Genomic DNA, 16,257 nt, shown 5'->3' on the forward strand with positions numbered 1-16,257 from the left:
AAAAAGGGGGCTATATATTCCTTTTATTTATCCTTGCAAGAATATTATAGGGTATTATTATTAATAATGCAAGTGATTTAATAAAAAATGTGAATATTTTTGAAAGAAATGAATTATTTTATTGCAAAATTATTTAATATTCGTTAATAGCTCTTTAAAAGGCTTAATTCTTCATCTGTTAATTCTCTATATTCGCCTTCTTCTAAATCTGGATCTAATAATAACCCACCGAACTCTTCTCGTTTAAGATAAGTTACCTTTTTCCCAACCGCTTCAAACATTCTTTTTACTTGGTGGAATTTACCTTCTTGAATTGTAAGTCTTATTTCAGATCCATCGTTATTGCTTGATAATATCTCAAGCTTAGCTTCTAAACATTTGTACCCATCATCTAAGGTAATTCCATCCTTAAAAGCTTTTATATCTTTTTCATCAACGCTTTTATCTATTTCAGCATAATATACTTTATCGACATGCCATTTAGGTGAAATCAATCTATGGTTTAATTCACCATCATTGGTTAATAACAATAATCCAACAGTATCTTTATCTAATCTACCAATAGGAAATGGGTCAAAAACCTGATGTTCTAGGTTTAATAAATCAATAACGGTTTCATCTCTATTATCATGGGTAGCTGATATAACTCCATCTGGTTTATTCATCATTAGATATATGTATTTACGATATAGTACCTCTTCACCATTAATTTTTATAACAGATTTTTCAGGATCAACAAGCATGGCGCTATCTTTTACTATTAGACCATCAACTTCTATAATTCCTTTTTTGGCAAAAGATTTAACATCTTTTCTGCTTCCGTATCCTAAATTAGAAATTATTTTATCTAATCTTTCCAAATTATTCACTCCAATCGTTTGTTTGCTTTAATTTATACATTGATTTATTGTACCATAATAATAAATATCTTAACACATGGATATATAACTTGTAATTTATCTACTTCATTTTTATTTTTAATAAAATTAGTAGGATTTATACAAATTATAATATTTATAAAAGAAAACCATGCATAAATGAAATTATTTCATATGCATGGTTTTCTTTCAATGGATTTATATCCACTGTACAATAGAATTTAATGGCTGTCTTGTTTTTTTATGTGGTTCTTTAGCGCGGTATCCAAAGCTAGCCATAACTGAAACACCAAAGTGTTCAGTATCTAAAATACCTTCATTCTTAAGAATTTCTTCAACTTTTTCAATATTAAATCCTTCAATTGGGCATGAATCAATTTGTAAGAAAGCTGCAACAGTTAGCATGTTTGCTAGAGCAATGTAAGTTTGTTTACTTGCCCAGTCAAAAATTGTACGGTCACTTTCAAGTAAATTGAAATCATTCTTCTCAAAGCTTTCAAAAGCCGATTTTCTTTGATTGGCTACATCTTCAGGAAGATTTTGAACTTCAGACATAATTTTAGTTATATATTCAGAATTATAAATTGTATCAACTTTTTTACGAGCAAGAAGAATTACAAAGTGACTAGCTCCATTAAAGCTATTCTGAGCTCCCCAAGATACAGAAAATAAATTTTCTTTAAGAGATTTATTTTGAATGACAAGGAACTTCCAAGGTTCAAAACCGAATGAACTTGGAGAAAGGCGCCCAGCTTCTAATATAGTATTAAAATCTTCTTCAGATACTGTTTTTGTGGGGTCGAATTGCTTACAAGCATGACGAAATTGAAATGCATCTATAATTTCTTTATTTTTGTTATTCATTTAAAAATCACCTCTTATCTAAGTATAAGTTAAGTCTAACACACTTGGATACTTCATTGAAGTACGCACAAATTTGATATATAATATAAATGAACTTACCTAAGTATCTATTTTATACTAAAGGAGCGAAAAGTATGCATGAACAAGTTATATATCCAGATTGTCCTAACCATCCATGCCCAGTAGAGACAACACTAAATATAATTAGTGGTAAGTGGAAGGGGATTATTTTATATCGTTTATTAGGTGGCAAGAAACGATTTAATGAATTAAAGAAATTGATTCCAAATGTTACACACAGAACATTAACACTTCAATTGCGTGAACTTGAAAGAGATAAAATATTAAAACGTACAGTTTATGCGGAAGTTCCTCCAAGAGTCGAATATGAGTTGACGGTTCTTGGCCAGTCTATGTCACCGATAATTAAATCTATGTATGATTGGGGGCTGAATTATCAATCGGAATTAAGGTCTTGAAAAAAGAAATTAGATATTTAATTAGCGTTTTAATGAGAATAAAAATTTAAATCTATAATAAAATAAAAAAAGCATTGACAAAAAAATATAAGGATTCTATAATTAATTCGTACCCGAACGAACGAGGTGGTAAAAATGAAAAACAAATGTATCGTTGGAAGAATGAGTATAATTGTTGAAGCATCCAACAAATTTTTGACAAAAAAAATAAAGGATGAGCGACTACCTATATTGCAAAATCACGCAGCACTATTTGATATATTACCTGAAGATGGTTCGAAGTTGCTTTTTAATGAAATAGCAAGCACATGGAAAATATCAAAATCATCTTTATCTGACATTATAAATAAGTATGAGAGTCAGGGGTTAATAAACAAGTGCATGTGTAGCGAAGATAAGAGAAGTGTATATATAAGTTTGACTCCTGAAGCTGTAGTTATAAAGCAAAAACTTCAAGTTATGGAAAGAGAATTTCTAGATATAATATTAAAAGATTTTGGTGAAGATGAAAAAAAGGTCTTTGAAGATAATATAGATAAAGCTCTTAAAAATATAATAAAAATGCTCTAAAGGCATTTTTTTAAAATAGATAATTCGTACGCGTACGAAGGATATAAGAGAAGGAGTGTAGAATATGAAAGAATTAATAATGAAATCACTAGATAAAATTAGACCAATGCTACAAAGAGACGGAGGAGACGTTGAATTAGTTGATGTGAGCAACGATGGAGTTGTAAGTGTAAAAATGCAAGGGGCTTGTGGAAATTGTCCAGGAGCAATGATGACAATAAAAATGATTATTGAGCAAAAATTAAAGGAAGAGGTTCCTGGAGTTACAGAAGTCATAGGAGTGTAAAACTAAAGAGTTTTATAAGTTAATGTAAATAAAATGTTTTTAAAGTTGGCACATACTTCGTACGCGAACGAAGTATGTGCTGAAAAGATTCGTTTCGGGTACTAAATGAAATATAAAAAACATATAGAAATTATAATTAAGATATTAAGGTAGATACTAAAATATTAGGGAGGGGTAATATGTTTAATTCAATAAGAAAAAGATTAATCTTTAATTTTGTTTTAATAGCAGCAATAATAACTTTAATTTGTATAACTTTCTTTTCATACCAAATGGTAAATGGAATACAAAACCAAATGAAAGCAGATGGAATAATTTTAGTTAATAATATAAAAGCAAATATAGAAAGTGTAGGAGTTACAAATACAGATAAAATACAGGGAATAATAGATCAAACATATAAATATTCAGATGGAGAATTATGCTACATAGGTGTAATATCAAGTGATAAAACTCTTGTTGCAGGAACATCGAAGGAATCAATTGGAGAGAAGATTGATTCAACAGGATTAGATGCAGTATTTAAAGGTGATACAGGAGCATATATGTACGAATGGAAGGGGACTCCTGCATATAATGTAACAGTTCCTGTCAAAGACGGAGATGATATAGGATACGCTCTTTCAATTGGAATTTCTGTTGATAACATGCAAAAGTCTATTAGAAGCACTATTATAAAAAGTATAATTTATGCAATAGTAGTATTGATATTAGCAGCTGTTGCAGGAGTATATATAGGAAAGCGGATTGCGAAACCTATAGAAATTATTAAGGATGTTATTGAAAAAGCAGGAAATGGAGATTTTACAGCAGAATATAAAATTACAGGTAAAGACGAAATAGGAAAATTAGCAGCTGCAAGTAGTAAAACTAGAAAGAGCATGAGGGAGCTTGTTAGAAAAACAAAAGTAATATCAGAAAGTTTGGCTAAACTATCAAAGGATATTGAAATTGGCGGCAGCACTGTAGCATCCTCTAGTGAAGAAATCGCAACTTCAGTAACTAGCGTATCTCAAGAAGGTATAAAGCAAGCAGAAGCGTTAGAAGATGCTGTTAGCTTATTAGAAAGTTTTTCAGTAGATTTAGATAATGTGGATAATAAATTGACATTATTAGCTGATGGTGGAAAGGTAATAAAAGAGGATACAAATAAGGGAGTAGAAACTATAAATAAGCTAGCGAACACTATCGATGATATGTTAAATTCATTTTCAGTATCAAGAGCAAAGGTTGAAAATTTAGATAGCACTATATCTCAGATTAATTCCATAGTTGATGTTATAAATGGAGTTGCAAAACAAACTAATCTTTTAGCATTAAATGCATCCATTGAGGCAGCAAGAGCAGGGGAGGCTGGAAAAGGATTTTCAGTAGTGGCAGAAGAAATACGAAAGCTTGCAGAAGAAGTATTAAATTCATCAAAAAGCATAACTCAATTAATAAATACAGTTATGAAAGAGACTCACGATGTTTCTAATACTACAGAAGTCGTAACTAAAATAGTAGAAGAAAGTAAAAGTGATATTAATACTGTAACAACCTCATTTAAAGGAGTTATTAGCAAGGTTAATAATATTCCTAGTGATATTAATATGGTTCATGTGGTACTTCAAGAAACTATGAAAGGAAGAAATAAGATCTTAAATACAGTTGAAAATATAGCTTCAAAATCGCAAGAAATATCAGCCCTTTCAGAAGAGGTTACAGCCGCTACAGAAGAGCAAGCAGCTATAACAAATGAATTTTCTATCACAGCAAAAAAACTAGTTAATATTTCATCGGTATTAGAAAAAGACATCTTAAACTTTAGAATATAGTTTCTTATATTGTTGAATTATAAAAGTTAGAGTGATTAATATGTGATGAGTAAAAGTATTAAATTACTAAGTAATGCGTGAGTGGGGCTGTTGCAAAACTAACATAGTTAGTTTTGTAGCGGCTCATTTTTTTAGATATAAAAAATGTGAATTCCGAAGAACTCACATTCATTGTATAATTTACTTATGCTAAAAACCAAATTACACAATAAAGATTATACTGAGATTAATGATAATTTTCAACTTATATTACCATTAAATCTAGAAAATTTAATACCATCAGATGATTCAGTCCGCTTGCTAAGCCATGTATTGGAGGGATTAGATTACACGAAGTTGTATAAGGCGTACTCTTCCGTTGGAAGAAAACCGGCAGTGGAACCTAAAATTATGTTCAAAATAATATCATATGCTTATTCTCAAAATATTTATTCAAGCAGGAAAATCGAAAAAGCATGCAAAAGAGATATAAATTTTAAGTGGTTACTTCAATGTTATAAGGCACCGGATCATGCTACAATCAGTAGATTTCGTAAAGACTATATTTCAAATGAGGTAATTGAAGATTTATTTTATCAACAAGTTAATTATTTAGCAAATCAAAATGAAATACTATTTGAAAATGCATTTATTGATGGTACTAAAATCGAAGCGAATGCTAATCGTTATACATTTGTTTGGAAAAAAACTATTTTAAAAAATGAAGAAAAAATGTTTGATAAAATTCTTGTTCTTTTAGAAAATATTAACCTTGGAGAATTAAAAAAATTTACTGTTCAGAAAGAAACATTAATAGATGATATTGATAAAATTCTTCAATGGCTTGAATATGAAAAAAAGAAAAGAAACATAGAGTTTGTTCATGGAATTGGTAAAAGAAAAACCAAAATTCAAAAGTGGACAGAGCAACTATCTGAATATAAAGAGAGAGAAGAAAAATATAATTTGAGTAAAAAAATATTTTCAAAAAGAAATAGTTATTCTAAAACTGATCCAGACGCAACTTTCATGCATATGAAAGATGATCATATGAGAAATAGTCAATTAAAACCTGCATATAATGTGCAAATCGCAGTTGAAAGTGAATACGTAACCGGCGTCGGAATATTTGATGATAGAAATGATATAGCAACATTAATACCTATGCTTAATAATATGAAAGAAAAAATCGGTCGTAAATATCTTAATATAATTGCAGACTCAGGTTATGAAAGCGAAGAAAACTATTTATTCTTAGAATCAAATAAGCAAACTCCTTATATAAAACCACAAACTTATGAGAAGTGGAAAAAAAGAAGTTTTAAAAATGATATAAGTAAGCGCGAAAATATGAAATATGATGCTGAATCGGATTTTTATATTTGTCATAACAATAGAAAATTAATACCTACCTCTATTATTTATAGAAAATCCGCAAGTGGATACAAATCAGAAGTAACTGTGTATGAATGCGAAAACTGTGATAATTGCGATTACAAAGTAAAATGCACAAAAGCAAAAGGAAATAGAAAAATGCAGGTTTCAAAAACTTTTGTGGAAAAGCGTGAAATATCCTATAAAAATATTACAACTGAATTTGGAACTAAATTAAGAATGAATAGATCTATTCAGGTCGAAGGAGCATTTGGAGTTCTAAAAAGTGATTATGAATTCAATAGATTTTTAACACGTGGAAAAAATAGCGTTCAAACTGAATTTATTTTGCTTTGTTTTGGTTATAATATTAACAAATTACATTCAAAAATACAAAATGAAAAAACTCAGAATCATCTTCATGAATTGAAACCTACTGCCTAATTATGGAATAAATTAACTAGGCTTATTTTAGTGTGCTTAAAAATCAGAATTCTTTAAATAATTAATATTGTATTTCAAATATTTGGAGATTTGCTGGCTTAAACCGAAAAGGAGCATCGCTCCTGATTAAAATTTAATCATTTTGCGACACTCCCTTTTGTTCCTAAAAATTTATAATTTGGCTAAGTAGATATAGACTAACCGAGAATATAAGTTTAAATATAGGCAATTAAAATAATATTTTAGTTAGGTTAATGATTTAAACATAAGCACATATGGTATAATATTTAAGGATTGGGAAAGGAGGAATAAGTAAATGGATTTAAAATCATTACTTAATAAAGAACAATATGAAGGGGCAACTACAATTGATGGGCAGGTACTTATTTTAGCTGGAGCTGGTTCAGGTAAAACAAGAGTTTTGACACATAGAATGGCACACATGATTGAAGATTTAGATATTGCACCTTATAGTATATTAGCTATTACTTTTACAAATAAGGCAGCAAAGGAAATGAAGGATAGAGTTAAGGCACTTATTGGTGAAAGAGCAGAAAATATGTGGATATCCACTTTCCATTCAACTTGTGTTAGGATACTAAGAAGAGAGATAGATAAGATAGGCTACAAGAGTAGCTTTACTATATACGATAGCTCAGATCAAAAGACATTAGTTAAAGAGTGCATGAAAACACTTAATATTAATGATAAAGATATAACAGAACAAGAGATAATGGGGAAGATAGGAAAAGCTAAAGATAGAATGCAAAGTGTTAGAAGCTTTATGTTAGAAAATGAAGCTAACTTTAGGGAAAAGAAAATTGCAGATGTTTATGAAATGTACCAAAAGAGATTAAAAGAAAACAACGCGTTGGATTTTGATGATTTAATTTTCAAAACAGTTGAGCTTTTCAAAAATAACCCTGAAGTATTGGAGTTTTACCAAAATAAATTTAAATATATAATGGTTGATGAGTATCAGGATACTAATGGCGCTCAATATGAGTTGGTTAAATTACTTGCTTCAAAATATAAGAACATATGTGTTGTTGGAGATGACGATCAGTGTATTTACCAGTGGAGAGGCGCGGATATTCAAAATATACTGGATTTTGAAAAAGATTATCCGGGAGCTAAAGTAATTAAGCTAGAACAAAATTATAGATCAAAAGGAAATATACTAAGCGCAGCTAATGTGGTAATTGTTAATAATGCAAATAGAAAAAGCAAAGTATTAAGGACTGAACAAGAACCAGGAAATAAAATCAAAATATATAGGGCCTATGCTGATAGTGATGAAGGAGATTTTGTTAGTAAACAAATCTTAGATATAAAGAATAAAGAAGATAAAAATTACAATGACTTTGCTATACTATACAGAACAAATGCTCAGTCGAGAATTTTTGAAGAAAGTTTTAGAAGGAAGGGAGTCCCTTATAAAATAGTAGGAGGCACAAGATTCTATGACAGAAAAGAGATAAAAGATGTATTAGCATATTTAAAAGTTATTGTTAATCCTCAAGATGATATTAGCATTAGAAGAATAATAAATGTACCTAAGAGGAGCATTGGTGATGCAACTGTTGCAAAGGTTCAAGAATTTGCAAGCAGCTTTGAGTTTGATTTATGGGACGCATTAGCTGAAGTAAGGAGCATTCCAACATTAACGTCAAGAAATGTTTCAACAATTGAACCTTTTGTTGCGCTCATGGAAAATTTCATGGAACTCAGTGAGACAGTCCCTGTTTCAGTACTTATTGAATCAATATTAAAAGATACTGGATATCTAAAACAATTACAGGAATCAAATGAAATTGAAGACAAGAGTAGAATTGAAAATTTAAAAGAGCTTGTTTCAGATGCAGCTGATTTTGAAAAGAACAATGAAGACAAATCGTTATCTGCTTATTTAGAGAGAGTTTCTCTAGTTCAGGATACGGATAAGATTGAAGAGGAAGATGATGCAGTAGTATTAATGACAATCCATAGTGCAAAGGGGTTGGAGTTCCCCGTTGTATTTATGGTTGGTATGGAAAATGGTATTTTTCCAGGGAATGCGTCATTTGAAAAAGAATCAGAGATGGAAGAGTCAAGAAGATTATGTTATGTTGGTATAACTAGAGCAAAACAGACATTGTTTATGACTTCGGCAGAGGTTAGGAGAGTATTTGGTAAAACAGTAGCATATCCTCAATCTGACTTTATTAATGAAATAAAGCCAGACTTAAAAGAATATGTTGGAGTTAAAAAGGAAAGTGCTAAAAGCAGGGAAAAGCTTATGCAAAGTAATTCCTACACTAATCCACACAGTTTAAGAAATAGTGTTACAGGCAATAGAGCATATACTCTTAATAATGGCGGTATTAATAATGTAATTGATAGAAGTACTATGAATGAAATGGCTAAAGAATATATATCTGTTAGTGAAGCAACCCTTGGAAGAAAAGTAATTCATGAAAAGTTTGGAAAAGGAACAATTGTGGCTATCCAGGATTCAGGTAACGATAAGAAATTAACGGTTGCGTTCGATAAACAAGGGGTTAAGTCATTATTATTATCTTTTGCAAAACTTAAAATGATTTAGTGGAGATTTGGAGGCCAATATGGATAAGATTGAAAGAATAAAAGAACTTGTTGAAAAGTTAAATAGATATTCATATGAATATTATTCTTTAGATAGTCCATCTGTAAGCGACAAGGACTATGATGAAAAATACTACGAACTTCAAGAACTAGAAAGAGAAACGGGATATGTACTTCCTTATTCGCCTACATTAAGAGTTGGGGATGTAGTGCTAGAAGGATTTAGGAAGTATACACATAAAGCAAGGCTTTGGAGCTTAGATAAAGCGCAAAGTTTGCAAGAAATTATAGATTGGCATAATAGAAATGTTAAGTTTGTAGAAGAGGCTCGGGGTAGAGGAGAAAATCTGCCTGATCTAAAGTATGTTGTTACAAAGAAATTCGATGGGTTAACAATTAACTTAACATATAATACTGAAGGTATACTTGAAATAGCTGCAACAAGAGGAACAGGAAGTGTCGGTGAAGAAGTTACAGCACAGGTCAAAACAATAAAATCAATTCCACTTAAAATTAATAGCAATGATATTTTAGAAGTTCATGGAGAAGCTATTATGACGCAAGAAGCGTTTAATAAATATAATGAGACTTCTGATACACCACTAAAGAACTTAAGAAATGGGGCTGCAGGTGCTTTAAGAAACTTAAATGTAAAGGAAACTGCACGAAGGAATCTTTCGGCTTTCTTTTATGATGTAGGCTATAAAGAAGGAACTCCATTTAAAACTTATATGGAAATGATGGAGTTTATAAAACAGCAAGGGCTCCCTGTTGATGATTATATAAGGGTATGTACGTCTATAGAAGAAATTGAGAAAGAGATAAATTATGTAAGAGATATTAGATTTGATTTAAATTATGATATAGATGGATTAGTAATTGCAATAGATGATATTAGAACAAGAGAATTGATAGGATATACAGTAAAGTTCCCTAAATGGGCGATTGCATTTAAATTTGAAGCCCAAGAAGCAACAACTAAACTTTTAGATGTTGAATGGAATGTTGGAAGAAGTGGTAGAGTTGGGCCAACAGCAATATTAGAGCAAGTGGAACTTGCAGGCGTTACTGTTAAAAGAGCGACTTTAAATAATATGGATGATATTGCGAGAAAAGGTGTTAGAATTGGTGCAGAAGTATTTGTGCGAAGAAGTAACGATGTTATACCAGAGATAATGGGGATAGTACCAGAATCTTTAGAAGGTTCAGAGGAAATAACAGTTCCAGAAGTTTGTCCTGCTTGTGGCAGTCATTTAGTGTTAAATGGGGCTCATTATTTTTGTGAAAACACGCTATCTTGTAAGCCTCAATTAGTTAAAACTATAGTTCATTATGCTTCAAGAGAAGCAATGAATATAGCTGGTTTTTCAGAAAGAACAGCGGAACAATTATTTGAAAAACTTAATATTAAATCTATTTCTGATTTGTATAAACTGAAAGAAGAGGATTTAATAGGATTAGAAAAGTTTGCAGCTAAGAAAGCACAAAATCTTCTGGAAGCTATCGAAAAAAGTAAAGATTGTGAGTTATACGCATTTATATATGCTTTAGGAATTCCAAATGTAGGAGTAAAGACTGCAAAAGATTTAGTTAGCAGATTTAAATCTATAGAAGGCTTGAAAAATGCAACCTTTGAAGAACTTGTTGGAGTTCAGGATGTCGGAGATATAGTTGCTCAAGGGGTTATGTCTTTCTTTAAAGAGGAAAAGGTCTTACAAACAATTGAAGAATTATTAGCTTTAGGTGTTAGTCCTAAATATGAAGAAAAAGAAGTAATAGCAAGTGCTTTTGAAGGAAAGACTGTTGTTGCAACTGGTTCACTTAAGAATTATTCTAGAACTGAGATAAAAGATAAACTTGAAAGCTTAGGAGCAAAGGTTGCAGGAAGTGTTAGTAAAAAAACGGATTATGTAATAGCAGGGGAAGCTGCAGGATCCAAATTAACTAAAGCAGAGGAATTAGGAGTAAAGATCCTTTCAGAAGATGAGTTTGAAGAAATGCTAAGGAGGTAGAGTATGAAAAAATTAATAAATTTGCTTGAATTTATATCAGCTTTTATAACAAGCATCTTAATAATTTGTACTTTTTTGACAACATATCAATTTTATTATGTTGGCCAGATTTTTAATTCATACTTACCGATACAACTTGGAGTCTGTATCACTATGGCAATCTTAGCAATTAGGTTTCTTATTAACGAGACAGGAAAAAAGAGAATAGTATATTGTATCTTAAGTTTTTTAATATCAATATCTTTAATTTTCTTTATGATAAATTTAATTAAGTAATAAAATATTGATTAAAACGAACTTAGCAGCTGTTGATTTGCGGCAGAAGTTTTTAATTAAGAAACTGACTCGAAGTTATTTAAAAATATTTGAGTCAGTTTTTTGATTAGGCAAAGTAAATTGTGGGAATAATTCTTAATATAAATTAAGGCAAAGGGTGTAATTATGAAAAGAATTTTTTTCTATGCAATTATGTTAAGTTTTATAATATTATTTTGTTTAGGGTTTGTGAACAAAGAAAGTAACAATTTATCTACTGATGATTCGCAAGAAACAATAAGTTATGGTATAAATGAGATTCCAGAAGACTTAGAAAAGGTTACTAATTTATCTAAACGCCATGAGGATATTATATGTGCAGTAAGCAAAGGGCTGGTTTCTAAAGATATGGATAATAAAATAGTACCATCTTTGGCAAGTGAAATTACAAAAAGCAAGGATGGCATTCAATATGAGTTTAAAATTAGAGATGATATTTTTTGGAGTGACGGAAGTAAAATAACTCCAAATGATATAGCAACTTTTTTTAAAGAGCTACTTAAAGAAGAAGATGAAGAAAATATACAGGCATTGCTTAATGTTTATGGAGCAAAAGAATTCAGAGATGGGAAAGTTGTATATGAAACTGGAGTTGCAATAAAAGGAAATGAGAATTCTGTTATCATTAGATTGAATAAAGCGGATGATAATTTCTTAAGTGAATTGACCAAACCACAGTATACACTAAGAAAATATTTAATAATGTGGCGTAATATGAAAAATAGTTATAGTACACTAATTTACTCTGGTGATTATAAGATTGATTCATTTAACAAAGATCAGGTTGTCTTAAAAAGAAATGAGAATAATAATAAAAGTGGTATAGATACTATTAAAATATTAAATGATGATAGTGTAGAAACATCTATGGCATCATATGAAGTCAAAGAAAGGGATATTGTAATAAATCCACCAGAAAGTGAACTTAATAAATTATCAGAGCAGAAAAAATTAATAACACTTCCAGAAACAAAAGGAACATATTTAGTCATTAACAGTAAAAGTAACTCTATTCCTCTTCAAGGAAGAAGAGATATTTATAATGATGTATGTAAAGCTACAGAATCGTATCAAAATTCAAATAATAAAGAATTTGAACTTGCAGAGGGAAGTTTTTTTAGGGAGGATAAACAGGACCTAACAAAATTGCAAGCAAGGAAAGTTATTAGCAATAAAGAAGGTGAATGGAACAAACCTAAGATATTAACATTACTATGTGAAGATACTGATGAGAATAGAATCTTATGTAGAACAATCGAAGACTGGTTTAAAAATAATACAAATATAACAATAAAATATAGTTTAGTAAAAGAAGAATTCGAAGATGAAGAATTGAAAAAAAGATACGATATGATTTTGGTTAATAATAATGCCAATTCATCTGACAAAACAGATTTTTATAATAACTTTAAAAAATATCTAACTGAAGACCAGAATAAATTGTTGGAAAAGTTATTAAGCACTAAGAATAGTGGAGATTATTCAAACTTAGAAGAAAATCTATTTGATAACTACGATATTCTTCCGTTGGTGTTTTATAATGAAAATATAGCAATTTCTGATAAGATATCAGATCTAAAATTAGATGGAAATGGTAATATAAATTTTGCTACAATCCAATAGGAATAGTCTTATGGCTAAGATTAATAATTGTCTAGAGCATATGTTTTCAATACAACGTATTATAACTATCCTTATATGTAAATCTTATATTTTGATTTACATATAAGGATAGTTTTTTGTAATATCCATATCTATGAATCTTAAAACTTTTTCTTACTGTGTGGATGTTGTGCTTTATTTTTCTTTAGTTTTTTATTTTTAGAAGAATGATTAATTTTAGTCGTACTATCATTGTTTAATGAAGCTATATTAGTATTTTTTTTGAAAGTATTAAAACTATTAAGTACAGGTTGTTTAAAGTTAACAGGGTCTTCTGATTTTGATAAGTTTAATTGTGTCTTTAAGTTACTTACATTACTCTCTGGACTAGATGTAGTAATGGATTTTTAGAGTTATCTTCTTTTGTGTCAGTTGTTGAAGAATCAGTATTTGCGTCAACAGAGTTATCTAAATCAGAGAGTCTTTCTAATCCTAATGGTGGGATAAATTCCATAAAGTCTTCAACCATATCTTTAAGAAGGTAGATAATCATAAAAAAGTTAAACATATTTTTGCTACTATCAAAAGAAGTCCTCTTAGTATTTAATGAATCTTTTTTCTTTGAATAACTTAAGCTCTTAACAAATACAGGAGCTAAACCTGTGCTTTTAGGAGTAGGTAATACTGGCATTCTAAAATATATTTCATCTAACATATCATTAGAACGTAGGCTTAATTTCTTATATCGTTCTACCTCATCTAAGGTTGGAGCTTCAGGCCAACTCGTTAAAAGTCCGCCGTTTACGAAGAATTTTCTATAAAGACCAGAAATAATAGGTCGTAGTTCTGAAATCCTGTCTTCTTGAAATGAATACATAAGTAAACATAAAAGATATAGATTAATTTCAATGCAAGAGTATTTACTATCTTTCTTATCAGACAATTTTATAAATATATTTTTATCTGTATCATATAAACTAATCAGTTTTTCAGTAATCTCTTTAGAGAATTCTTTAAAAGAAATTATTTCTGTATGTTTATAAGCTTCCATTAGACAGATAGAAAATAATGCACAATCATCTATAGAATCAATATAGTAATCTTTTTCTTGAAATTTAGAAATCAAAAAGTCACCCAAGTCTAAAATTAATTCTTTCGCATTTTGTGAGCACGAATATTTATAATGAATATTTAGAGCGAGAAAAATTTGTATACATTCACTAAACGATAAATCATATAATACAGAATTATAAGTTTTAAACATATCTAGAATTTCGTTTGAAAATGCAGCATAATCTTTGCTAAGTTCATCACTATCATTATAATGTGAGTATAGTAAGTAAGCAGCCATCATAAAAGCTTGATCTGAAAATTTAAATTTATCATCTTTATCTATTAAAGAAAATCCCTTAGAATTTCCATCAGATATATTTTTTTTATCTACAAATAAGCCTTCATTATTTCGTAAGTTTTCAGAATAGAATTGTAACTGCTCTCTAGCAAGGAATTTAAATGGTTTCTCAAGAGATACTATATTTCTTTTTCCATCACTATAATGTGAATAATATTCGCTTAATTCAAGTAAACATAAAGTCATAAGAGCACTAGTAGAAGGGCTTATTTCCTTTTTAAAACTTGCCTCATCAAAACTAGGGCTGCTTTTACTATGAATAAATAACGGTGAAGCTTTTCTATATAAGCATAATAGTGGAGAAAAATTATTTAATATGCTAATATCTTCTATAGGAGATTTTTTTGAAGCTCTAGTTTGAGCTAAAATTCCGCATTTAGAGTTTAGAACCAAAGTCTTTATTGATTCTTTGGATAAGTAAAAAAGTTGACCACTAATTTCTTTTTGGGAAAGACTGTTCATCCTAAAAAATGGTCCTATATATCTCAATGTATAACACCTCTCATAAAATTCTCATCTTATTCATTAATATGAAATTTGTAAACAAAAAGTACATAAAATAAAAATAAAAGGAGATTTTTTATAATGAAGGAAGGAAAATTAGATTTCGAGGATTTGAGAAATATCATATTAAATAATAAAACAATTAAGAGAAAGGAGGTAAAAATTAGAAATGATGTTGGAGAAGATTGCTCTATTATTGATTTTGGAGAATATGAAGGAATATTTTCTACAGATCCGATAACAGGAGCAAGTGAGAATGTTGGGAAACTAGCAGTACATATTAATTGTAATGATATAGCATCAGCAGGTGGAGAGCCTATAGGTATTTTAGTTACAATATTGGCGCCAACATCATCAACATTACAAGAGATAAACGAAATCATGAAGGAAATTAATGAAGAAGCAGCTAAGATTAATGTAGAGATTATAGGAGGACATACAGAAGTAACAAGTGCAGTAAATAAGATGGTTATATCCGTAACAGTGATAGGAAAGAATTTAAAAGGTAAATCTGTAAAAACTGCAGGAGCGCAATTAGGAGATGACATAATAGTAACTAAAACATTAGGGTTAGAGGGCACATATATCTTAATAAATGACCATAAAGCAAGAATCGAGAAAATTTTATCAAAAGAAGAGATAGAATTTGGAAGTAATTTAATCAATAAGCTAAGTGTTCTTAGAGAAGGAAAAATAGGCGGAGAATTTGGCGTTAATTCAATGCATGATATAACAGAAGGAGGACTACTTGGAGGACTTTTTGAGGTTGCTATGGCATCAAATAAAGGCTTTAAAATATTTAAAGAGAAAATACCAATGTTGGATATAACTAAAAAGGTTTGCGAAGAATTCAAAATAGATCCACTTAGGCTCATATCATCTGGGAGTATGCTTATTACTACTAAAAATGGTGGAGGGCTTATAAAACTTCTAAATGAAAGTGGAATTGAGGCTAGTATAATAGGAAAGATATGTGAGAGTGGAGCATTATTAATAGATGATGATATTGAAATAGAGGTTGAAGCACCTAAAAGAGATGAATTATTTAATATATAGTAAGAATGCTAAAAGATTAATGTGTTTCAAGTAAATTAGTTGGAATCATATAAAGGTTATTTAGGAATATATAGTGTTAATTA

At 29.8% G+C, this 16,257-nt stretch carries 12 protein-coding genes and 1 pseudogene; 10 read left to right on the plus strand and 3 right to left on the minus strand.

The annotated features are described in order from the left end of the window. Positions 1 to 143 precede the first annotated feature (143 nt). Complete coding sequence (locus AXY43_RS16530; protein ID WP_017209841.1) at positions 144 to 860, minus strand: pseudouridine synthase; 717 nt, start codon at positions 858 to 860, stop codon at positions 144 to 146. A 216-nt stretch (positions 861 to 1,076) separates the two neighbouring features. Continuing rightward, positions 1,077 to 1,742, minus strand: a complete 666-nt coding sequence (locus AXY43_RS16535) for an NAD(P)H-dependent oxidoreductase (RefSeq protein WP_105411830.1) — start codon at positions 1,740 to 1,742, stop codon at positions 1,077 to 1,079. Positions 1,743 to 1,876: 134 nt separating this feature from the next. On the opposite strand from AXY43_RS16535, the gene AXY43_RS16540 reads away from it, so the two are divergent. The 9 genes from AXY43_RS16540 to AXY43_RS16580 all read left to right on the plus strand — a co-directional run bounded on the left by AXY43_RS16540 (position 1,877) and on the right by AXY43_RS16580 (position 13,224). Beyond that, the gene (locus AXY43_RS16540; RefSeq protein WP_023976012.1) at positions 1,877 to 2,221 is read left to right on the plus strand and encodes a winged helix-turn-helix transcriptional regulator; all 345 of its coding nucleotides are present in this window, start codon (positions 1,877 to 1,879) and stop codon (positions 2,219 to 2,221) included. A gap of 135 nt (positions 2,222 to 2,356) precedes the next feature. Then, positions 2,357 to 2,791, plus strand: a complete 435-nt coding sequence (locus AXY43_RS16545) for a MarR family transcriptional regulator (protein WP_017209844.1) — start codon at positions 2,357 to 2,359, stop codon at positions 2,789 to 2,791. 64 nt (positions 2,792 to 2,855) lie between these two features. Then, positions 2,856 to 3,077: a NifU family protein gene (locus AXY43_RS16550; protein ID WP_011967698.1), complete on the plus strand. Its 222-nt coding sequence runs from the start codon at positions 2,856 to 2,858 to the stop codon at positions 3,075 to 3,077. Between the two features lie 179 nt (positions 3,078 to 3,256). After that, the gene (locus AXY43_RS16555) at positions 3,257 to 4,894 is read left to right on the plus strand and encodes a methyl-accepting chemotaxis protein (RefSeq protein ID WP_087703238.1); all 1,638 of its coding nucleotides are present in this window, start codon (positions 3,257 to 3,259) and stop codon (positions 4,892 to 4,894) included. Between the two features lie 186 nt (positions 4,895 to 5,080). Beyond that, positions 5,081 to 6,691: an IS1182 family transposase gene (locus tag AXY43_RS16560; RefSeq protein WP_031276413.1), complete on the plus strand. Its 1,611-nt coding sequence runs from the start codon at positions 5,081 to 5,083 to the stop codon at positions 6,689 to 6,691. A gap of 316 nt (positions 6,692 to 7,007) precedes the next feature. Next, on the plus strand, positions 7,008 to 9,275 hold the full coding sequence (gene pcrA, locus AXY43_RS16565; RefSeq protein ID WP_023976010.1) for a DNA helicase PcrA: 2,268 nt from the start codon (positions 7,008 to 7,010) through the stop codon (positions 9,273 to 9,275). Between the two features lie 19 nt (positions 9,276 to 9,294). After that, positions 9,295 to 11,286, plus strand: a complete 1,992-nt coding sequence (ligA, locus tag AXY43_RS16570; protein ID WP_105411831.1) for an NAD-dependent DNA ligase LigA — start codon at positions 9,295 to 9,297, stop codon at positions 11,284 to 11,286. Between the two features lie 3 nt (positions 11,287 to 11,289). Beyond that, positions 11,290 to 11,562 (plus strand): hypothetical protein, encoded by a 273-nt coding sequence (locus AXY43_RS16575; RefSeq protein ID WP_017209848.1) that lies wholly within the window; start codon positions 11,290 to 11,292, stop codon positions 11,560 to 11,562. A 165-nt stretch (positions 11,563 to 11,727) separates the two neighbouring features. After that, positions 11,728 to 13,224, plus strand: a complete 1,497-nt coding sequence (locus AXY43_RS16580; protein ID WP_105411832.1) for an ABC transporter substrate-binding protein — start codon at positions 11,728 to 11,730, stop codon at positions 13,222 to 13,224. A gap of 140 nt (positions 13,225 to 13,364) precedes the next feature. Here the strand turns inward: AXY43_RS16580 and AXY43_RS16585 are convergent. Then, a pseudogene (locus AXY43_RS16585) lies at positions 13,365 to 15,103 on the minus strand (hypothetical protein). 96 nt (positions 15,104 to 15,199) lie between these two features. Here AXY43_RS16585 and AXY43_RS16590 point away from each other — a divergent pair. Beyond that, a complete protein-coding gene (locus AXY43_RS16590) occupies positions 15,200 to 16,174 on the plus strand; it encodes an AIR synthase family protein (protein WP_023976007.1) in 975 nt (324 codons plus the stop codon). The last annotated feature ends 83 nt before the right edge of the window (positions 16,175 to 16,257 follow it).

This window comes from Clostridium sp. MF28 (genome assembly GCF_002969175.1).
GTDB classification, from domain to species: Bacteria; Bacillota; Clostridia; order Clostridiales; family Clostridiaceae; genus Clostridium; species Clostridium beijerinckii.